We start from the raw sequence: 20,601 nt of genomic DNA, 5'->3' as shown, positions 1-20,601 counted from the left end.
ACTAACATTGCTGTCATTTGCTGATTAGAGCGTCTTTGCGAACGAGAAATGCACAAAAAACCTAAAAAATATCTTACCGACCTTTTCGTTAAAATAATACGTTCGTTTTGATAAAATTCGTGCATTCGTGGCATCATTATTTTTGCCCGCAACGACAAAATCCTTATTTTTGTTAGCCTAAATGAAAGACTACTACTATTTTCTCGGGATTTCTCGTGATGCTTCGGATGAAGACATCAAAAAATCCTACAGAAAACTTTCATTAAAATACCATCCTGATAAAAATCAAAATGATGATTTTTTTGCCGAACGTTTTAAAGAAATTCAGGAAGCGTACGAAACGCTGAGCGATAAAGGGAGAAGGATTACTTACGACCAGAATTTAGAAAGTCTACAGAAAAGTTTCAGATACACGGTTCCGCCTTCAATTAAAACTTTTTCGGCGAATAAAATTCATGCGAAAAAAGGTGAGGAAATCATCATCACTTGGCAGACACAGAATGCTGATGTGGTGAAAGTTTTACCGTTTGGTTTGGAAAAGGCGTATGGAGAAAGAATTTTTAAAATTACCGAATTTAAAAACGGAAAATTTCAGTTGCTGCTTCATGCGACCAATTCGCTTTTGCATAAAACTGTTGTTCAGGGAATTACAATAACGGAAGTTTTTGAATCTGACGGAGAAAAGTTCAGAGACAGAGCGGAAGAATTATTTAAGCCACAACCCAGAACAGTTATCAACCGACGAGGTTATCCAAAGATTATGTTGCTGATTTGGGGAATTATCATTCTGGCAATTGCTATTTATTTCTGGATCAGCAATTTCATTTAAGATTTTACAAACCCAAAATCTCTCAGACAGTAAAACACTCCAACACAATTAAGCCAGCTTTTTATTTCCCGGACATTTTTTGCATCGTTTCCCTTTCTTGAATTTTTTACAGCAAGATTTTTTGTCGCCACAGAACATTTCTTCATTCGCGAAAGAAAATACCGGAGCCAATGGCGGAACTTTAAACGGAGTAATGTTATTCATACTGCAAATATATTAATTTAGAATAAATATAATTAATAAAATTTAAAATTTCTTTAATTGCTGATTAGCAAAGGATATGAGACAATATTTTGTGGGAAAATTTATAGATGATTTTCATTAATTAATCACAAAAAAACCTTTAGCTTTTATAAGTTAGATCGAAAATTCGACGATGTCAAACGGCTCTGTTAAAATTAAGAACCGCTAACTGGCAAAAACTTTAATATCCTTCGTGTTCAAATTGAGTTATTAGTAAAAGAACTTTATAACCCAAATCGTTTCGATAGAAGATTTAAATAAATTCCGGATTATCACTCACAACCGGTCATTTGAAACATTAAAAACTTCGATTTTAAAGCCAATTGCAAAAAGCCAATCTCTGACAGCGACTTAGGTTGTGAAATCATTTTAAAAATCGTAATTTTACGAATCTTTTTTTTCAAACAAAATCTAATATATAAAAATGAATACAGAGCAGTTTGTGAGCCGTCACATTTCCCTAAACGAAGCCGATAAGCAGGCAATGTTGGAAAAAGTTGGCGTTTCAAGTATCGAAGAATTGATTTCTCAAACCATTCCATCATCAATCCGTTTAGATAATGATCTGAACATTTCAGAACCGCTTTCAGAATATCAGATGCTGAACCATTCGAAAGAACTGGCGGCGAAGAACACTGATTATACGAGCTATATCGGTTTTGGATATCACAATACCCTGTTGCCATCGGCGATTCAGAGAAATATCTTTGAAAACCCAAGCTGGTACACAGCGTACACGCCTTACCAGGCAGAAATCGCACAGGGAAGATTAGAAGCTTTGCTTAATTATCAGACTGTTGTGTGCGATTTGACAGGTTTTGCTTTGGCAAATGCATCTTTGTTGGATGAATCTACGGCGGCTGCAGAAGCGATGCACATGTTCTTCAACAACAGAACTAAAGATCAGAAAAAAGCAGGAGCCAACAAGTTCTTTATCTCTGATTTGGTTTTACCTCAAACCGTTTCTGTTTTAAAAACAAAAGCTGAAGGTTTAGCAATCGAAATCGTTGAAGGTGATCACAAAACGCACCAGTTCGACGAATCATATTACGGAGTTTTACTACAATATCCTGGAAAAAACGGAATCGTTTTAGACTACACTGAAGATATCGTTGAATACAAAAAATTAGACTTACAGGTTGTTGTTGCCTGTGATCCGATGGCTTTGGTTAAATTGAAATCTCCTGCGTCAATGGGCGCTGACTGTGCGGTTGGGACTTCGCAGAGATTCGGTATTCCATTGGGTTACGGTGGTCCTCACGCGGCGTTTTTCTCTTGTAAAGAAGATTATAAAAGAGATATTCCGGGAAGAATCATCGGGGTTTCTCAGGATATGTACGGAAAACGTGCACTGAGAATGGCTTTGCAAACGAGAGAGCAGCACATTAAAAGAGAAAGAGCGACTTCAAACATCTGTACTGCTCAGGTTCTTTTAGCGGTTATGGCCGGAATGTATGCTGTTTATCATGGTCCGAAAGGATTAAATTATATCGCTGACCAGATTCACTTTAAAGCCAATGCTTTGAAAGGCGGATTGAAAGCTTTAGGTTATCAGACGGTTGAAGAGCCGATTTTTGATACAGTAAAGATCGTGATGGCTGAAGATGAGAAAGCAAGATTAATGAGAATGATGCTTGATCATAAATTAAACCTGAACTATTTCACAGAAGGCGTTATCAGCATTGCGATCAACGAAAGTACAACGCTTGAAAAACTGAATGTTTTGATGGCTTCTTTCGCTCAGTTCAAAGACAAGCAGACTTTTAAATTAGAAATAAAAGAAGGATACAGCATTCCTGAAGAAAATCTTAGAAAAGATGAAATCTTAACGGAAGAAGTATTCAACAAATACCATACAGAGACAGAATTGATGCGTTACATCAAACGTCTTGAAAGAAAAGATTTATCATTAACCCACTCAATGATTTCTCTTGGTTCTTGTACTATGAAACTGAATGCTGCGACGCAGATGTTGCCGCTTTCATGGGCAGAATGGGGAAGTATTCACCCATTTGTACCGGTAAATCAGGCAGGCGGTTATCAGGAAATGATCAGAGAATTAGAGAAAGATCTTTCTGAAATTACTGGTTTTGCAGGAACTTCACTTCAGCCCAACTCTGGAGCTCAGGGAGAATATGCAGGATTGATGGTGATCAGAGAATATCACATCTCAAGAGGCGAAGGTCACAGAAATGTGGTGTTGATTCCTCAGTCTGCACACGGAACCAATCCGGCTTCTGCAGCAATGGCAGGAATGAAAATTGTTGTCGTGAAAAACCTTGAAAGCGGAGAAATTGATTTCGAAGACTTCAAAGCAAAAACTGAACAGCACTCTGAAAACCTTTCTTGTGTAATGATCACTTATCCGTCAACTTACGGATTCTTTGATGCCAATATTAAAGAAATTACTCAGTTGGTTCACGATCATGGTGGACAGGTTTATATGGATGGTGCCAACATGAACGCTCAGGTTGGATATACAAGTCCAGGAAACATCGGAGCAGATGTTTGTCACCTAAATCTTCACAAAACTTTCGCTATTCCTCACGGAGGTGGAGGTCCTGGAGTTGGTCCGATCTGTGTTGCAAAACATTTGGTTCCTTTCTTACCAACAAATGCCAACATTAAAGTAGGTTCAAAAGAAGCAATCGAAGGAATTTCTGCAGCGCCTTACGGTTCAGGATTGATCTTAAATATTTCTTACGCGTACATCAAAATGTTGGGAACTTCAGGTTTGAAAAAAGCAACTGAGCACGCTATTTTAAATGCAAACTATTTAAAAGAAATCTTAGCGGAGCATTTCCCTATTTTATATTCAAATACAGAAGGTAGAGTAGCGCACGAGTGTATCGTAGATTTCCGTCAGTTCAAATCTTTAGGAATTGAAGTGGCTGATGTTGCAAAAAGACTGATGGATTATGGTTTCCACGCACCTACGGTTTCTTTCCCGGTTGCAGGAACTTTGATGATTGAGCCTACAGAATCTGAAAGCAAATCTGAAATCGACCGTTTTGCAGAAGCTCTTATCGCCATCAAACATGAAATCGATGAGATTGCCAACGGTGAAGCTGATCAGGCAAACAACGTATTGAAAAACGCTCCTCACACTGAGCAATTGGTAATTTCTGACTCATGGGATAAACCATACAGCAGAGAAAAAGCAGCTTATCCATTAGACTGGGTTAGAGAGCACAAATTCTTTGCTTCAGTTTCCAGAGTTGATGAAGCTTACGGAGACAGAAACTTAGTTTGTACTTGTGAGCCGATTGAAGCTTATATGTAATTAGAAGTTTTTTTATATAATTAATCCCTTTCAGTTTTGAGAGGGATTTTTTGTTGACGAAATTGATTGATTAATAATTCAGAACAACCACTTCTACCTGCTGGTTAATTTTTTAATTAAAAAAACATTCATTATCTAATTAAATCCCGCCCGAAATTCAACCGGACTTTGCTGGGTCTTTGTTTTAAACAATTTACTGAAACTCTGTGAGTGCTCAAATCCCAATTCATAAGCAATTTCTGAAACAGATAATTCTGATGTTGATAATTTTTCCTTTGCTTTTGCAATCAGCTTTTCGTGGATGTGCTGTTGAGTGGAAAGCCCAGTCAGCTGTTTTAACAAACTTCCTAAATATTTACTTGAAATATTCAGCGTGTCAGCGACCAGTTGCACTGAGGGCAAACCTTTTGAGACCAAATCTTCGTTGTTAAAATAATCATTCAATACATCTTCCAACCGTTCCAAAACTTTATGATTCGTGATTTTTCTGGTAATGAATTGTCGTTCATAAAAGCGTTGAGCATAAGTAAATAGCAATTCCAGTTGGGCAATGATCACATCCTGACTGAATTTGTCAATATTAGAATTGTATTCGCCACGAATATTTTCAATGATCCCGTTCATCATCGTTTCTTCTTTGTCGGAAAGAAACAAGGCTTCGTTGGTGGCGTATCCGAAATATTCATATTGTTTTATTTTTTTTGCCAGTGAAGAATTCCACAAAAAATCGGGATGAATAAACATCATCCAGCCTTCAAGGTTTGGCGGAATCCCACTTTCTTCGCCTCTCAAAATTTGTCCGGGCCCCATAAAAGCCATCAACCCTTCATCAAAATCATATTTCTGCTGACCGTACAATAAATTATCACAACCCCGTTTCAGAGACACTGCATAAAAATCAAAAACCACAGCATTTACATCGGAATCATTTGTAAATTTTGAAACATCTACAATGCTGATCAAAGGATGGTTGGGTTTTTCAAGTCCTGCCAAACGATGAATTTCGGTGATGGATTTAATTCTATGCAGTGTCATTTTTAAGCAGTTTTAATAAAAGGATATTTCAGCCAAATCATAATTAAAGGCATAACCAAAAAAGGAATTTCCATGAAAACAATTTTAAAATTTCCTGCCTTCATCGCAAGTGCCATAATGATGACAATTGAAATGGCATTCAACATATTTCCCAGGAAAAAAGTTTTAGGAATGATCAGCAAAATACCAATCAATAATGTCAATCCACCAAAAATGGGAATCAAGGTTTCGGTAATGCCGAGTTCGTTCATCATCTTTAAAGATTCGGGATGTTTTTTATAATTTAAGGTATCCCAACCGTGCTTGAATGCCAGAAAAACTGATACAAGCAATAATATTAATGAAATTATACTTTTCAACATTGTTTTATTCTTTAATTAAAATCTAATTTATTGAATTTGTCGAGATTTATGATGATGACGAACACATTAAAATCTTGTAAATCATTTTATGAACTTTTTTTGTTTTGAATTTTTTTAATCTCCTTAAATTCTTTGTGACCTAAATTTAATAATACGTTGGGAATTAATCGGGCAGCCAATTTGATAATATTGATGGTTAAAGGTTTCAGTTCTTTTTTATTCTTCAAAAGTCCGTCGATTGATATTCGTACCATTTCATCGGCGTTCATCATCATTTTCGGGTTTGGCTGTTTTACCCAATCATTTTGAAGATTTGTTTTTACACCCGGTGGAATCATTTCAAAAACTTTCACATTGGTACCCTGAAGTTGGAGTCGCAAAGCTTGCGTGTAGGCACGAACTCCGGCTTTTGTAGCACTGTAAATAGGCGCCGGCGAATAGCTCATAAAAGCAATTCCCGAACTGACATTCACAATGCCTGCGGATTTTTGCCTGAGTAAATGCGGCAGAAACTGATGTACCATTTGGATGGTTCCTGTAAGATTCGTAGCAATTTCTCGGTTGATATTTTCCAAATCCAATGATTGATCCTGTAAATCTATTAAACGCATCATTCCGGCGTTGTTGATGATGATGTTCAGATCAGGAAAAAGTGTGGTTACATTATGAAACAAATCTTCAATATCTTTTGGATTGCTAACGTCGCTTTGAAACGTGTGCACATTTGGAAACAGACTTTTTGTTTCATACAAAGCTTCAAGATTACGGCCGGTTATGATAATATTAGCTCCGATTTTAGTTAATTGTTTAACAAATTCTAATCCCATTCCGCTGGTTCCTCCGGTAATGAGAATGGTACTGTTTTTTAAATCCATTTTTATGATTTTTATTGAAGCAAAGTTCTGCAGAAATCAAAAAGCGGATGTAGCCAAAAATCTGAAAATTGTAGTCTAAGTAGAGTATTAATTTTTTTTAAAGTTGAATGTTGATTTTTTTTATCATTACTAATTTGATAAAAACTCATTACCTTTTGTATCGTAGAATCACAATTTTCGTTGTACCGGCATAGTGATAGTTGGAGAGAAATTTCATTTCACTCAGTTTGAAATTAATTACTATTCAAATTTGTTCTTAGTATGATAATCAAATTAATTGCTGATGAGTCATCTAAAATGAAATCTTTCTATTTTCAACTTTTGAGGATTTATTAATTTTCTAAATATAAAAATTCCCTTTCAGATTTTGAAAGAGAATTTGTTTTTCCGTAGAAATTTTATTTTAAGTTGTAATGATTAATGGCGATAAGACGCACCAATAAAGTATTGTTTCTCTGCGTTATGCTGAAGTCCGTAATTAATTCCGGCATCAAGTTTTAAGTCTTTTACAACCTCCATCTGAATAGATGCATTTAAAAAATTAGATAATTCGTGAGCTTTAAAATCATAAGTGTAATACGTTTCAGCGATCCCGTCAATATTTTTTACTAATTGATGACTGAGAGTCAATGTTTGCAAAAATTCAGTATGCATTGCTTGCTGATCCAGATCTTTTAATCTGTCAACTTCCACCTGAAATCCCAGATTCCATTCTCCGGGCAGTTTATAAACCATTGGTACAATTAAGCCACCTTCAAAACGACTGTTTTCATCATATTTTGAAGTTGGAAATTTAATGTAAGGTAATAATGCCAATGCAAAGTTTCCGTTATTATTTCCTATTAAATTCTGTTTGATTCTCAAGGTCACATCACCGAAACCATGTGTCGTTTCTGTACTACCGGAAATGATGTCCGTTTCTTTTTGCCTTCCATAAGTCTGGAAACCAATTTGTAGTGCGGTGCTTCCGGTAAGTCCGATTTTAAGGTTTGCCTGATTGATCAATATTGTATTGGTCTTCTGAACATCAGATTTCTCTTTTATCAATCTTACAAAATCAGTTTCGTACTGAAAGTGTCCCGCATCTACGGTATACGGAGATTCTGTCACATCAGGACGGTCAGTTTCCATTTCTCTCATAAGAGATTGGGGAACAGGATTGAATAGCGAATAATTCTGATGTACGTCTTGCTGACCATAACTTATGAAAGGTAAAAGCAATGCACCAAAAAGAACTTTAAAAATCTTTTGATTATTTTTCATGGTTATAATTTGTGTTTGTGGAATATGCTTTTTAAACTAAAAATTTACTCTTATATCTTGTGGATTTTCCATAATGATTTTAATTTGTCTAAGATCATTGATGATTTCTGCGTCTATCTCGGCAAGAGTACCATCATCATTTTTCTTTTGTAATTTGACATCTCCAAAACCTATTTCATCTTTTGGAATTTCCAGGAAATACTTACCGTTTTTTTCGTCCTGAATAAAATGTTCTTTTTTGAATTCAATAAATTGCATAATAATATTTTTTAGTGGTGTTATACATTATTTGGCAAATTTCATCTAAGATCTGATCACTTTTCAAAGGCTGATCTTAAATTTGAAATGCTGTAATTTTCTTAACGCAATAACGAAGCCAGAGAGAAAATTTTAAAATAATTAGTTGTGACTAATTATTTTAAATTTCATTACTGGTGATAGTCTTTTCTGAAGAAGACAGTTGATTTTCCGATATTAATATTTTACACATCGCTTACTTCCATACCTTTTAATGGTAAATAAATATCGTCAGCTAAACAATCAGTAATTCCAACTCAAATGAAAATTAAAAATGAAAATTAAAGCTTAAAAAAGGAAATTTTACACTCTTTTATTTTGTGATTTTCAGTATGTTAAAACTTGTTCACTTCGTATGAAAAAGATGATTTAGGCTGTAAATGTTTGATTTTTAGGAGGTAGCAGGATGGTGCAGGATGCTCATATTTGCGTTTGTGTTTAGCTTGGTTAACACAAAATTAATATTTTATGAAAAGCAAATCTTTACCATTTAAGCATGTATTTAAATCTCTACTGCTTGGTGGATTAATTGTATCCACAGTCGATATCAATGCGCAAACTCTTGCATTTCCGGAAGCTACCGGTTTTGGTAGATTTACCACAGGAGCAAGAGGTGCAGCAAACCCTCAAATCTATTTAGTGACCAATTTGAATGACAGTGGTGCCGGTTCGTTTCGTGATGCGGTAAGTCAGCCGGGTCGTTTTGTTATTTTTAAAGTCGGAGGGATTATTAATCTACAATCTGTAGTTGCTGTCGCTGCTAATACCACGATTGCAGGACAGACTGCTCCCGGAGAAGGAGTTTTATTTTTAGGACCCAGAGTATCTTTTTCTGGAGCGAATAATACCATTGCACGATTTATGCGTCTGCGTTACGGAGGAACTTCTCAAAATCAGGATGCTTCGGGAATCGCCAACGGAGCCAATATCATTTTGGATCACATGACTTTTACCTGGGGTACAGATGAAGTATTTTCTGTGAACTGGGATAATAATGGTACTGCCCCGGATAATATTACAATTCAGAATTCTATCATCGGACAGGGAATGCACCGTCACAATCACTCTGCAGGAGGATTGATGCAACCGCCACCAGGAGGAAAAATAAGTCTGATCGGGAATTTATACATCTGTAACAAAACCCGTAACAACAAAATAAAAGGAATCAACGAGTTTGTGAACAATGTTGTTTACAACTGGGGGAACTATGGAAACACTTATGGTCACACTCAGTCCGGTGAAGCTTACATCATGGGTGGAGATTCTGCAGGAGCTTCGTATGCAAATATCATCAACAATTATTTCATCGGAGGTCCAAATACAGGTCCAACTGTCAGTACACCTTTCAGCGTAGGAAATGCTAACTTTAATTTGTACGGTTCGGGGAATTACTTCGATAACAATAAAAACGGAGTTCTGGACGGAACTTTGGTTCCGCAGGATTTGACGGGCTATCCTGTCGGAGATATTACTGCAATACAGCCAACTTCGTACGATTATCCGATGAAAAACCCGACATTGACCGCATTGGCTGCTTACAATAATATAGTTGCAGGTGTTGGTGCATCTTATCCGGTACGTGATCAGGTAGATCAGTTGATGATTTCAGATCTGTCATCAAAAGGAACAACTGCAACATATGTTTATGTACAGACTGATTTAACAACACAATTTGGATTTACCAATGGCGGTGCAGGACACATTTATGGTGCTCCGGCTCCTTTAGATACTGATAATGACGGAATGCCGGATGCATGGGAAAATGCGAACGGACTGAATCCTAATGTTGCGGATGCATTGGCAGTTAGTACAACATATGCTCCGTATTTAAATATTGAAGTTTATATCAACGGTTTACCGAATACGGCTCCTCCTGCTTACATCATTCCGCCATCTAATTTAAATTTCACGAATGCATTGACAACGGGTACTCCTGCTGCAAGTTCGTTAACAGTAAATTGGAATGATAATGCAGCAAATGAAACCAATTATGTATTGGAACGTTCTACTGACGGTACCAATTTTACAGTGATTGCAACATTACCTGCAAATACGACAACAAATAATCAGACAGGTTTGACGCCAAATACTCAGTATTATTACAGAGTGAAAGCAACAAATGCTACAGAATCTTCTGTGTATACAGCCAATGCGTCTGTTACTACACCTCCTGTTCCGTCTGCTCCGGCACAGGCAACAAATCCTACTCCTGCAAACAATAATAATAGCGTTGAACTGTTGGCAGGTGGTAATCTTCTTTTAAAATGGACAGGAAGTACAAATACTACAAATTATACAGTTTATTTCGGAACAAATCCTCAAAATTTAACCAATGTTGCAACCGTACCATATTCTGCAACACCTTCTTATCAGCTTAACAATTTAAATACGGCAACCAATTACTACTGGAGAATTGATTCTTCGAATGCATTGGGTGCGGTAACAGGAACTGTCTGGAATTTCCGTGCAATCACACCAAGTCTTGTCGGAAACTGGCCATTCTCTGAAGCACCTTTATCCGGTGAGCAGATTGCCGATCTTACGTCTTATGCCAATAATGGAACATTAAATGTGGCTTATGATAACAGCAGCGTGAGAGTAACAGGTAAAGAAAATTATGCCCTTGACTTGGCAACATCACCGAATACTCCGTACATCGCAAGTATTCCTCATCAAGAGCAGATTTTGTTTAATACCAATTCATTTACGGTTTCTTACTGGATGAAAGCTCCGGCAAGCATGATTCCGTCGTCTTCGGCGACCAGTCTTTATGTATTGTGTAAAGGTTCGTTTACCAAAAATCTTACAACAGGAGCTACTGGTAAACGTTTTAACATAGAGATCAAAGGAGGTCAGCTGAGATATGCTATCGATGATGATATTACGAAAAAAGAAATCACATCTCCAATTGCCAATTATTTTACAGGAAACTGGGTGCATGTAGTTATCCAGAGAGACGTTACTACACATAAAATGAGAATTTACACCAATGGTGTTTTAAGTTCTGAAGGAGACGAAACTGCTGTTACAGGTATTGGTGAAGCAAGTGATCTGATTATCGGAAATATCGGTGAGCTGGAATTTTTATCAACTGCAAATGCTCCGGCTCCTTATAAAGGTGCATTTGACGAATTGAAAATGTACAATTATGCACTAACTCCGGCGGAAATATCTGCTTTGTACAATCAGGCAGTTTTGGGTAATGCAGAATTCAGCATCAGCAAAAATGTTGGAACTGTATATCCGAATCCTGTAAAAGATCAGATTTTCATTAAACTTCCTGAGTATAAAAAATCGAGTCTTACTGCTACAGTAATTGATATGACCGGAAAAGTAATCATTAAAGAAAAATTAAATGCTAACGGAAGCGGAATTTTCAATTTAAATGTTGGCGGAAGAAAAGTATCAGGTAATTATATTCTGAATGTTTCAGGAGACAACCTGAACAGCAATTTTAAAATTATTGTTCAGTAAAAGGGTAAAGCGCACTTAATACATTCATATTTTCAAAAGGAATCCTTTCAATTTATTGAAAGGATTTTTTTGTTTAAGGGAGCTGTAACCACCCCATCTTTTTCCTGCGGAAAAATCCACCCCTTCAAAGGAGGGGAATTTTACGATGGTACTACAGGACAAAGAATTCCCCTCCTCTGGAGGGGTGGCGAAAATTCGAAGAATTTTTGACGGGGTGGTTCTTAAAACGGTAATCTTTTATTTCTAAATTTTTTAAACCAACCCATCTACTTCTTTCAGAAAAATCTACTCCATCAGAGAAAGAGAATTTCTGTGAAGCCAAAGTCTATCTTTTTTTCAATTCACCAATATTTTCTAAAAAGGCTGTAAAGTGTTGAAATTAAACAAATTGTACTTGATTGCCTCTTCGGAGTGGTTGATTGCTTCTTCGGAGTGGTTGATTGGCTCTTCGGACTGATTGATTGGCTCTTCGAAATGGTTGATCGTCTCTTCGAAACTGTTGATTGCTTATTCGAAATACTTGAACGGCATAACGTAGTAGTTGATCGCCACAACTAAATGCCTAACTGCCACTTCTAAGCGGTTGAAACTTTCATTGAACAACTTTATTGATCTAACAGACTGCTTTAACCGTTTTTCATAAAGCTGTAACAAATTACATATTTTATCGGATCATGGATTTGCATTTTTATTTACTTAAAAATTAAACCAATGCAATTAACAAATTAATTTTAATTCAATAAATAATAAAAACCCTGACTTAAAGCCAAGGTCCTAAAATATGTGACAATTTTTATTTTTTCTCGATCTTTACCAATCCTTGTCTTGTGGCTAAATAAAGGTTTCCTTTTTCATCAAATGTCATGGTAGAAATGTATGATGTGGGAATATCTGAGTTTTGATTATGATAATTTTCCCATCCATCTTTCAGATCGTATCTTATCAATCCTGCTCTGTCTGTAGAAATCCACACAACTTTTTCTGCCTTGTCGTAAAGAATACAGTTGGTATGATTAAATGGCATTCCTGAATTTTCAGTTGTATATTGCTTGAATGTACCGTCTGTGTTTCTGATGGCAATACCTTCATTTTTGTTTACTTGACCCTTTTCTTTAGGATTAAATTCATATAATGTAAAGTATAGATTTCCATTCTCATCCTCATCCATCGAAGTGATACATTTTCCTTTCAGTACCGATGAAGTATTTTCAAAATTTGTAGCTTTTCCATTTTCATCAATCATTACAGTCCCGCTAAAAGTTCCGATCCAGATTCTGTTTTTAGAGTCTCTTTTCGCAAATGTGACTCTGTCGGAAGGGAACTCTTTGACTTTACTTTTATTAATATTTGTCCATTTTCCGTTCTTGTAAATCGTTAATCCTTCATCAGAACAGAAAAAAACTTCGCCGGTTTTAGGATTGTTGATGATTTCATAAGCTCCGTCAATACCGATTTCTTTAGGATCAAATTTTGTCCATTTAATATTGTCGAAACTATAGATGTTATTGGTTCCATACACCCATTTATTATTGTCGTTATCAGAAGCTAGTGCGTAGTATGAAAAGAACTTTCCTTTATCAGTGATGTTTTGCTCTGCATTTTTAAAATCTTTTCCATCAAAAGTTACCAGACCTTCGTCTACAGTTAACCAGACTAAACCATTTTTATCAATTGCAATATGATCATTCATATTGTTCGGAAGGGTAGAGTTGCCGGAGTTCCAGACTGTAATTTTATAATTTTTAAGATTTTCATTCTTATAATCAAATGTTTTATTGAATATTTCAGGACTTTGAGGCTTATCAAATGATTTTGTAAAAGCTTTCACATCCACTCTTTCTACCTTTCCTTTGATCTTGTTTTCATTGATGGTGAAAACTAAATTGATTGACGACTTTTCTTCCTTCTTTCCCTCTGTAACTGCAGGTGACCAGTTTTTAAATTTATTTAATTTTTCAATGATTTTTAGAGTAATGGGATTTTTAGACTGGTCGGTATGACTTAGAACACAGCCTTTTCCCTTCGAATCTACAAGTACCTGAAACTGAACAGCTCCTTTTAATCCTTTTAAATCTAAAGATTCCTGCAGTTCGTTTTGCAGCTGCAAAAAATTCTCTTCAATATATCCTGCTTTTACATCTCCACAGTCAAGACAAAAACGATCTGTTTTGCAATTGTCTAATTTTATTGGAAAAATATTTTGTGCATTAAGATTTGCTGATAAGGCAATCGCTAATATAAGGATTGTATGTTTCATGAAGTTTTTAGTTTTTTTTTTAAATATAATTTTTCTGCTTCTAATCAACCAAAATTCTGTAATCAAAAATTTCTTTTCTGTTTTTTAAAATTGAATCAAAACCGACGGGCTTAAAATTAATTTCTCTACGATAATATTCAAAGTCGTCGTGATAAATTTCCAAAATCTTGTCTTTGATTTCTTTATCTGGGTTTTGCAGATATTTTTCACAAAGACAAAGTGCCAATTCCTGTTTTGCCGATTCAAATCTCCATTGATTTCCAACGATATACTGATTGTCAGATTTATGTTCTTTATTCTCATCAAGAACATCATATTTGATCTTACAGGATTTGAAACTCACTTCTCCAGTGTAATTTTCACTGCAGAAAAATAGTAGGATCAAAACCAAAAAAAGATAAGCTAATTTCATTTTGTAGATTCCAACTTCTCAATCAAATTCCCTTTCACCACTGTAAAGGTATAATCCTTTGCTTCAGCAAAAGAAATCTCATATTTTCTTTCAATATTTCTTAAATCTTCCGGAAACTTCGACAAAAGCTGATCATAAAAACGATCCAGAAATTCTTGTGAAGGCATTTCATATTTTATTTTCAGCTGAAAACGTCTGATGATAGCAGTATCAATGATTTCTGCATGATTGGTTGCGCAAAGTAAAAGCGCATTTTCCGGATAATAATCAATCAGCTGAATCAATGTATTGACGAGTCTTCTCATTTCGCCCACATCTTTATCGTCGCTTCCACGGGCTTTCCCAATCTGGTCGAGCTCATCTAGAAAAAGCACAGATCTTTCTCTTGCTGCTTTATCGAAAATCATTTTTATGTTTTGGGAAGTCTCACCGATTCTTGAAGAGACAATATTGCTGAGGTTGAGAATTATGATATTTTTACCTAATGCATTTGCAATGGCTTTTGCAGTCATTGTTTTTCCGCAGCCGGAACTTCCTTCGAGAAGAATTTTGTTGTTGACGGGAAGTCCGTATTCCATCAGCTCTTTGGCGTAGGTTTGTTCTTTGATAAGCTGTACAAACTGCTCTTTATTTTTGGGTTCAAGGAAGACATCATCGAGCGTCACTTCTTCTTTGTCCTGAATGATGAGATTGTACAGATTCATTTTTTTGTCTTTGCTTAAATTGTTGTTGCAGCAAAGATAATTCTTTCGAAACTTTTGGATGATATAGTTTTTCGAATTACGTCACTTCGAGTAGATTTTGAAAAAATCGTATCGAGAAGTTTGTTATTCACGAGTTGTCTTTGATTCATGGGTTCTCGATACATTTTCATTATTTTATAATGAAAAACACTCGAACAGACGAAGTTTTCCAAGAAAATCCGCGTCTGAAAAATCAATAAAAAAATCTTTTTGCCAATTTTGAGTTTTTGTAGCTTGTCTATTTTCAGGAGAATCCCAATCCGGATAAACTCTGAAACCTCTTTTTCCCTCTTTGGAAGACGTTGTTAGAATTTGTTTTTGGGCTAAAATGTTTTTAGGAAAAAAGAAAAATCCGGATTTATCATCATTATTACAAAAGATAATGTAAAAATCAAAAGGATCTTCTGATGTAAAAGGTTCGGTTTGTTTGCTTTCGGGATTTCTCTTCCATAAAGTTACAAATTGTCCGACTTTCTTTGGGGTAATTTTTGCCTTTCTGAATTTGATGCTAAGATGATTAAGTTGGAAACTGTGACCAAAATAATCTTCACACTCAGAATCAGGCTGAAGTTGGGAAATGATTAAGCTGAGCTTTGAAAAAACTGAATTTTGAAGTTGCTCGAGTTCTGTAATCATTTATTATGTTTTTTGCGCTGCTTTACTCCGATTGAGCAAAACAGCGGGCAGTGATTGAGACTGCAAACATAAATAATACTAACTGATAAATTTGTTAAATAGGCAGGTTTATTTTAATTCCTGATTAGTTATTTTCCTTTTTCACTGTTGCGATATAAGAAGAAACTAAAACTGCACATGTTGCTACTCCGATAATTGCGATCATAATTTTTGAATTTTTATTTATTTTAATATTTATTGCGAATTCTGTAATGCAATATTACGGCTTTCAAATTGTATTGACAATATAAAAATTATGATGTATATCAGTTTGTTACGCGAGTATTAAGCAATTTTAGACTTAATCTTAATTGATTAATTTTAAAATTTAAATATAAATTTTCTGTAAAATAAATTATTTTATTCGTAAAATAATGTGAATTTGTTAATGTATTCGTATTTTGTATTTAAGACTTGATAATCCAAATAACATAAAAATGCTTTGCATAACAAAAAGAAAAGCATCCTTTAATGATGCTTTATTAGTTTGAAATGAATAAAATTTAATGCTAAAATTGCGGATGATTATTTCATGATATCAATATAATTTCTGATCGTTCTCACAGAAAAAACTTGTCCGTTTACTTTTTCCGGTGTCTTTTTTAATGACTTCATTGCCACAGATCGGACAATTCTTTTGATGATAAATCTGAAAATGCTTACTCAGAACATTTGCTTTTTTCCATTTTTTAAAATCAAAGCCATAATTTCTGGCTTCTGCAATAATTTTTTGAAGCTTTTTTGGAGGTAAATTTCCAATTAAACTTTCCGGATGAATGCCTGCTTTAAACAAAGCTTCGTTTTTGATAATATTGCCGACTCCGGAAAAAATATCCTGATTCATCAATGCGTCACAGATCATCATTTTAGGGGTTGCTTTTAAAGTCTTCTCCGTTTTTTCGGGATTCCATTTGTCACTCATAATATCGACTTCCCAATCAATTTTCTTGAGATAACTTTCGTCAATGACCTTTACAACGCAAGTATAAAAATACATTCCGCCGTCTTTAAAGGTTAATCCCAATTTAAGCGTATCAATATCTTTTCTTTTATATAAACTGTAAGAACCAAACATCATCAAATGAACTTTGAAAATAATGGTATCAAAAATCAAGTATGTTTGTTTTCCAAAAGTTTTTATATCTCTTAAAATTCCTCCTTTGATTTTGGAATCTTTCGGAACTTCGCTTCCGCTCACTTCAGTTAGTTTTTCACCTACAAATTTTTGCAGATCTTCTTTCATCAGAACGATTGTTGGACCTTCAGGCATAATATTGTTTTCAACAAAAACTCAAATATTATTCCTTTAAAAGTAAAAATTGAATTAATTTTGGAAAATGATGAATTTGAACCAGATTTTTACCAGTCAGCGTACCGGTAACAATCCAAATACTGTTGCTTCAAGAACAGATTTTCAAAGAGATTTTGACCGTATTATTTTTTCATCTGCCTTCAGAAGATTGCAGAACAAAACGCAGGTTTTTCCGCTTCCGGGAAGTGTTTTTGTACACAACCGATTGACGCATTCTTTAGAAGTTTCCTCTGTCGGAAGAAGTTTGGGAAGTGTGATCGGAGAATTTATTGCAGAAAATAATAAAAGTGATCTTACCGAAGAATCTAAAAATTTTTACCAGCATAATTTAGGAAACGTAATTGCAGCAGCATGTCTTTGTCATGATGTCGGAAATCCTGCTTTCGGACATTCAGGAGAAGATGCGATTGCAAGTTATTTTGATAAAAACGAAAATGATCTGAAACCCAAGTTCTCAGAAAAAGAGTGGGCAGATCTGGTTAATTTTGAAGGAAACGCGAATGCGATCCGTGTTTTGGCTCATCAACAGCAAGGGAAAGATTTGGGTGGAACTCAATTGACTTTTACCACTTTGGCAAGTATCGCAAAATATCCTTGTGAAGCGATTGCCAAGAAAAAAGGAATCATTCACAGAAAGAAATTCGGTTTTTTTCAGAACGAAAAAGAAACTTTCCTTGAAATTGCAAAAGGCGTGAATCTGATTCAGGAAAATGAGGAACCTTATATTTTTAAAAGACATCCTTTTGTGTGGTTGGTAGAAGCAGCCGATGATATTTGCTATAATATTATCGATATGGAAGATGCGCATCGTTTAGGAATTATTTCAAATGCGGACTGTGAAAATCTTTTTCTTGATTTAATTGAATCTGAAAATCAGGACATCAAAAAAGTGAAAGATAAATTAGTGGCAATTTCCAATGATAACGAGAGAGTTTCATATTTGAGGGCGAAAGTTATCAATGCACTAATCAATAAGTCGATTGAGAGCTTTAAAACTAATTTTGATGCGATTTTAGGAGGGAATTTAGATAAAGGTTTGCTGGATATTTACAGAGACGGAAATAAGGCTTTACAGGAAATAGAATCTTATTCAATCGCAAAAATTTATAATCATAAAGCTGTAGTTGAAATCGAAAATGCCGGTTACAACGTCATGTACGAATTGCTAAATCATTTTATTCCTTCTATTTTAAAACCTAAAGATGAAAGAAAATCTTACGATAGAATGGCGCTGAAACTGCTTCCACAACAATTTGTTTATGAAGAGGGAAGTGACTATCAGAAAGTTTTGGGTGTCATCGATTTTGTTTCGGGAATGACAGACAATTACGCGACCGATCTTTACCGAAAAATAAAAGGAATTGATATTGGAATGACGATGTAAATTTTAAATAATTAAAGTGTAAAAGGTGTAGTGAAAATTATATTTTCACTTTTAGATTCGTCTGCAGTTGAATAGATTGCTTTAACGAATAGTTGATTGTCTTTAAATTCAAAAATTAAAGTTTTGATCTTTAAACTGTTGATTTGTCGGTTTTTCAGATAAAATTCTTTTGAAAATTTGCCGTCTACAGTGAATGAAGCATAGTTTTCTCTTTTAATAACTGTTTCAATACTTTCAAAGTAAAATTCACCATTGTATTCGCCATTTCCGGCAGTTGCATTGAGAAGATGCAGGGGAATAAAAAGAGCGATTTTGTCTGCTTTACTTAGTTCCAGATTAGATTTCATCTCGCTTATTTCGCCATCTTGGTTTTCATTAAAACCTTCGGTATAAGTAAGCGGAATATGAATTTCTTTATCACCCAACAGTTTTAAAGTAAAACCCTGAACAAAAAAGTTTTCATAAGTCTGTATAAGCGGAACCAATTCCAAACTTGTGAATGAACCATGACCGCCTGCTGAAGTACTGATCATGTAATTGGAATAAAAAGTTTTTTGAGATATTTTTGAAAGTTCAGCAACCAGATTTTTCTTAGCATAAATAAATTCATTGTAATCTCTGTCTTTACTAGATAAATAGGTGTCGTTCAATCTTGGATAATACATCAGCTTATTTTGAGCATTCACGCTGCAAATTCCAAACAAAAGAATGATAAAAATGATTCTCATAACGATTTATTTAATGGCTAAATATAGGTCATTTCAAATAAATAAATTATCTTTAAGAAATTCATAAATTAAAAACAGATATGGTGTACTTAGGTATTTTGGTCTTTTTCGGACTTGTCACGTTATTCGCTTCCTTTTTTACGGTGAAGCAGGAATCAGCTGCTGTTGTAGAAAGATTAGGTAAGTTTTTAAAAGTCAGTCACGCAGGTTTGCATCTGAAGATTCCCTTTTTGGATCAGATTTCAAAGCGCCTGAATCTTAGAATTCAGCAATTGGATGTCATTATTGACACCAAAACTCTGGACAATGTTTTCATTAAAATGAAAGTTTCCGTTCAGTATCAAGTAATCAGAGAGAATGTGAAAGACGCATATTACCGTCTCGAAAATCCTGAAAATCAGATTACATCTTACGTATTTGATGTGGTTCGTGCTGAAGTTCCAAAAACAAAATTGGACGATGTTTTCGTAAGAAAAGATGATATTGCGGTGGCTGTAAAAAGCGAATTGCAGGAAGCGATGCAAAGTTATGGTTACGATATTATCAAAGCTTTGGTTACAGATATTGATCCGGATGAGCAAGTGAAACATGCTATGAACAGAATCAACGCTGCAGAACGTGAAAAAACTGCCGCAGAATACGAATCTGAGGCTCAGAGAATCAGAATTGTTGCGGTTGCAAAAGCTGAGGCAGAATCTAAAAAATTACAAGGACAAGGTATAGCAGATCAGAGAAGAGAAATTGCAAAAGGTCTTGAAGAATCTGTAAAAATGTTGAACGCTGCAGGAATCAATGCACAAGAAGCTTCGGCATTAATTGTGGTGACGCAGCATTATGATACTTTACATTCCATCGGAGCAAATAATAGAAGCAATTTGGTGCTATTGCCCAATTCGCCACAAGCAGCAAGCTCTATGCTGAATGAATTGGTTGTTTCGATGGCAGCAACTCAGAAAATGGATGAAGTAAATAAAGCTCAACTTCCAAATCTTCCGAAAAATCGAGGTGGTCATCAGGAACAGCTTTAAAATACAAATCCCTTTCAAATTTTTTGAAAGGGATTTTTTTATTTCTTAGTTTTAGAAACCTGTTGTACCAAAGTATATTTGATTGACGAACCATCCATTGGCGGATTTTCAATTTTCTCTGTTTTTACTTTTAAAACATATTCAAATCCGGGTTCGTAAGTGAAACCTTCGATGTTGCTGTAGAAATTTCCCCAACTGTCAGATTCTTTTTCTTTAACCTGAAGACATTTCATTGGCGCAACTCCTGTGCAATCTACAGCTTGTGAGGCAATGATGAAAGTTTTTTCATCTCCTGAAGTTGAATTTGGCATCGGTTTGCATTGTATCATTAAGAATGTCATTGCAAATGTATAGCTTACTATTTTTAGAATATTTTTCATAGTATAAATTTAGTGATAGCC

The 20,601-nt window shown here is 35.1% G+C and carries 18 protein-coding genes; 5 read left to right on the top strand and 13 right to left on the bottom strand.

The features are described from left to right. The first annotated feature begins 181 nt into the window (after positions 1-181). A complete protein-coding gene (locus tag NZ698_RS06940; protein WP_056080995.1) occupies positions 182-829 on the top strand; it encodes a DnaJ domain-containing protein in 648 nt (215 codons plus the stop codon). 48 nt (positions 830-877) lie between these two features. On the opposite strand, the gene NZ698_RS06935 is transcribed toward NZ698_RS06940, so the two are convergent. Continuing rightward, positions 878-1,033, bottom strand: a complete 156-nt coding sequence (locus NZ698_RS06935; RefSeq protein WP_263002346.1) for a hypothetical protein — start codon at positions 1,031-1,033, stop codon at positions 878-880. Between the two features lie 463 nt (positions 1,034-1,496). Between NZ698_RS06935 and gcvP the strand changes: the two genes are divergently transcribed. After that, positions 1,497-4,355: an aminomethyl-transferring glycine dehydrogenase gene (gene gcvP / locus NZ698_RS06930; protein ID WP_263002345.1), complete on the top strand. Its 2,859-nt coding sequence runs from the start codon at positions 1,497-1,499 to the stop codon at positions 4,353-4,355. Positions 4,356-4,490: 135 nt separating this feature from the next. Here gcvP and NZ698_RS06925 read toward each other — a convergent pair whose 3' ends face one another. From NZ698_RS06925 to NZ698_RS06905, 5 genes are all read right to left on the bottom strand, one after another. Further along, positions 4,491-5,390 (bottom strand): helix-turn-helix domain-containing protein, encoded by a 900-nt coding sequence (locus tag NZ698_RS06925; RefSeq protein ID WP_263002344.1) that lies wholly within the window; start codon positions 5,388-5,390, stop codon positions 4,491-4,493. A 2-nt stretch (positions 5,391-5,392) separates the two neighbouring features. Beyond that, positions 5,393-5,752 (bottom strand): hypothetical protein, encoded by a 360-nt coding sequence (locus NZ698_RS06920; RefSeq protein WP_263002342.1) that lies wholly within the window; start codon positions 5,750-5,752, stop codon positions 5,393-5,395. Positions 5,753-5,838: 86 nt separating this feature from the next. Next, positions 5,839-6,627 carry an SDR family oxidoreductase gene (locus tag NZ698_RS06915; protein WP_263002341.1) on the bottom strand — a complete coding sequence of 263 codons (789 nt, stop codon included), beginning with the start codon at positions 6,625-6,627 and terminating at the stop codon, positions 5,839-5,841. 417 nt (positions 6,628-7,044) lie between these two features. Further along, on the bottom strand, positions 7,045-7,890 hold the full coding sequence (locus NZ698_RS06910; protein ID WP_263002340.1) for a transporter: 846 nt from the start codon (positions 7,888-7,890) through the stop codon (positions 7,045-7,047). Positions 7,891-7,926: 36 nt separating this feature from the next. Further along, positions 7,927-8,148: a hypothetical protein gene (locus NZ698_RS06905; RefSeq protein WP_263002339.1), complete on the bottom strand. Its 222-nt coding sequence runs from the start codon at positions 8,146-8,148 to the stop codon at positions 7,927-7,929. Between the two features lie 507 nt (positions 8,149-8,655). Between NZ698_RS06905 and NZ698_RS06900 the strand changes: the two genes are divergently transcribed. Further along, positions 8,656-11,661: a LamG-like jellyroll fold domain-containing protein gene (locus NZ698_RS06900; protein ID WP_263002338.1), complete on the top strand. Its 3,006-nt coding sequence runs from the start codon at positions 8,656-8,658 to the stop codon at positions 11,659-11,661. Positions 11,662-12,454: 793 nt separating this feature from the next. On the opposite strand, the gene NZ698_RS06895 is transcribed toward NZ698_RS06900, so the two are convergent. The 5 genes from NZ698_RS06895 to NZ698_RS06875 all read right to left on the bottom strand — a co-directional run bounded on the left by NZ698_RS06895 (position 12,455) and on the right by NZ698_RS06875 (position 17,018). Then, the gene (locus tag NZ698_RS06895) at positions 12,455-13,918 is read right to left on the bottom strand and encodes a ligand-binding sensor domain-containing protein (protein ID WP_263002337.1); all 1,464 of its coding nucleotides are present in this window, start codon (positions 13,916-13,918) and stop codon (positions 12,455-12,457) included. A 40-nt stretch (positions 13,919-13,958) separates the two neighbouring features. After that, the gene (locus tag NZ698_RS06890; protein WP_263002336.1) at positions 13,959-14,330 is read right to left on the bottom strand and encodes a hypothetical protein; all 372 of its coding nucleotides are present in this window, start codon (positions 14,328-14,330) and stop codon (positions 13,959-13,961) included. Then, a complete protein-coding gene (locus NZ698_RS06885) occupies positions 14,327-15,034 on the bottom strand; it encodes an AAA family ATPase (RefSeq protein ID WP_263002335.1) in 708 nt (235 codons plus the stop codon). Before NZ698_RS06885 ends, NZ698_RS06890 begins: the two co-directional genes overlap by 4 nt. A 174-nt stretch (positions 15,035-15,208) precedes the next feature. Continuing rightward, entirely contained in the window at positions 15,209-15,709 is a 501-nt protein-coding gene (locus tag NZ698_RS06880; protein WP_263002334.1) for a MepB family protein, read from the bottom strand. A gap of 577 nt (positions 15,710-16,286) precedes the next feature. Continuing rightward, entirely contained in the window at positions 16,287-17,018 is a 732-nt protein-coding gene (locus tag NZ698_RS06875; RefSeq protein ID WP_263002333.1) for an endonuclease, read from the bottom strand. A gap of 70 nt (positions 17,019-17,088) precedes the next feature. On the opposite strand from NZ698_RS06875, the gene NZ698_RS06870 reads away from it, so the two are divergent. Continuing rightward, positions 17,089-18,444: a deoxyguanosinetriphosphate triphosphohydrolase gene (locus NZ698_RS06870; RefSeq protein ID WP_263002611.1), complete on the top strand. Its 1,356-nt coding sequence runs from the start codon at positions 17,089-17,091 to the stop codon at positions 18,442-18,444. 11 nt (positions 18,445-18,455) lie between these two features. Here the strand turns inward: NZ698_RS06870 and NZ698_RS06865 are convergent, their stop codons facing one another. Beyond that, on the bottom strand, positions 18,456-19,172 hold the full coding sequence (locus NZ698_RS06865) for a hypothetical protein (RefSeq protein WP_263002332.1): 717 nt from the start codon (positions 19,170-19,172) through the stop codon (positions 18,456-18,458). 80 nt (positions 19,173-19,252) lie between these two features. Between NZ698_RS06865 and NZ698_RS06860 the strand changes: the two genes are divergently transcribed. After that, on the top strand, positions 19,253-20,200 hold the full coding sequence (locus NZ698_RS06860; RefSeq protein ID WP_263002331.1) for an SPFH domain-containing protein: 948 nt from the start codon (positions 19,253-19,255) through the stop codon (positions 20,198-20,200). Between the two features lie 38 nt (positions 20,201-20,238). On the opposite strand, the gene NZ698_RS06855 is transcribed toward NZ698_RS06860, so the two are convergent. Then, complete coding sequence (locus NZ698_RS06855; protein WP_263002330.1) at positions 20,239-20,580, bottom strand: DUF4377 domain-containing protein; 342 nt, start codon at positions 20,578-20,580, stop codon at positions 20,239-20,241. Between the last annotated feature and the right edge of the window lie 21 nt (positions 20,581-20,601).

Origin of the sequence: Chryseobacterium edaphi, assembly GCF_025628985.1 — a bacterium.
Classification (GTDB): domain Bacteria; phylum Bacteroidota; class Bacteroidia; order Flavobacteriales; family Weeksellaceae; genus Chryseobacterium; species Chryseobacterium edaphi.
Note: the sequence above shows the minus strand (reverse complement) of the source record. Positions and strands in the feature narration are given on the sequence as shown.

Coding starts and splice junctions, on each gene's coding strand:
- NZ698_RS06935 (WP_263002346.1), bottom strand. CDS start 1,033: ATGAATAACATTACTCCGTTTAAAGTTCCGCCATTGGCTCCGGTATTT.
- NZ698_RS06915 (WP_263002341.1), bottom strand. CDS start 6,627: ATGGATTTAAAAAACAGTACCATTCTCATTACCGGAGGAACCAGCGGA.
- NZ698_RS06920 (WP_263002342.1), bottom strand. CDS start 5,752: ATGTTGAAAAGTATAATTTCATTAATATTATTGCTTGTATCAGTTTTT.
- NZ698_RS06885 (WP_263002335.1), bottom strand. CDS start 15,034: ATGAATCTGTACAATCTCATCATTCAGGACAAAGAAGAAGTGACGCTC.
- NZ698_RS06940 (WP_056080995.1), top strand. CDS start 182: ATGAAAGACTACTACTATTTTCTCGGGATTTCTCGTGATGCTTCGGAT.
- NZ698_RS06870 (WP_263002611.1), top strand. CDS start 17,089: ATGAATTTGAACCAGATTTTTACCAGTCAGCGTACCGGTAACAATCCA.
- NZ698_RS06860 (WP_263002331.1), top strand. CDS start 19,253: ATGGTGTACTTAGGTATTTTGGTCTTTTTCGGACTTGTCACGTTATTC.
- NZ698_RS06865 (WP_263002332.1), bottom strand. CDS start 19,172: ATGAGAATCATTTTTATCATTCTTTTGTTTGGAATTTGCAGCGTGAAT.
- NZ698_RS06880 (WP_263002334.1), bottom strand. CDS start 15,709: ATGATTACAGAACTCGAGCAACTTCAAAATTCAGTTTTTTCAAAGCTC.
- NZ698_RS06900 (WP_263002338.1), top strand. CDS start 8,656: ATGAAAAGCAAATCTTTACCATTTAAGCATGTATTTAAATCTCTACTG.
- NZ698_RS06925 (WP_263002344.1), bottom strand. CDS start 5,390: ATGACACTGCATAGAATTAAATCCATCACCGAAATTCATCGTTTGGCA.
- gcvP (WP_263002345.1), top strand. CDS start 1,497: ATGAATACAGAGCAGTTTGTGAGCCGTCACATTTCCCTAAACGAAGCC.
- NZ698_RS06905 (WP_263002339.1), bottom strand. CDS start 8,148: ATGCAATTTATTGAATTCAAAAAAGAACATTTTATTCAGGACGAAAAA.
- NZ698_RS06875 (WP_263002333.1), bottom strand. CDS start 17,018: ATGCCTGAAGGTCCAACAATCGTTCTGATGAAAGAAGATCTGCAAAAA.
- NZ698_RS06895 (WP_263002337.1), bottom strand. CDS start 13,918: ATGAAACATACAATCCTTATATTAGCGATTGCCTTATCAGCAAATCTT.
- NZ698_RS06910 (WP_263002340.1), bottom strand. CDS start 7,890: ATGAAAAATAATCAAAAGATTTTTAAAGTTCTTTTTGGTGCATTGCTT.
- NZ698_RS06890 (WP_263002336.1), bottom strand. CDS start 14,330: ATGAAATTAGCTTATCTTTTTTTGGTTTTGATCCTACTATTTTTCTGC.
- NZ698_RS06855 (WP_263002330.1), bottom strand. CDS start 20,580: ATGAAAAATATTCTAAAAATAGTAAGCTATACATTTGCAATGACATTC.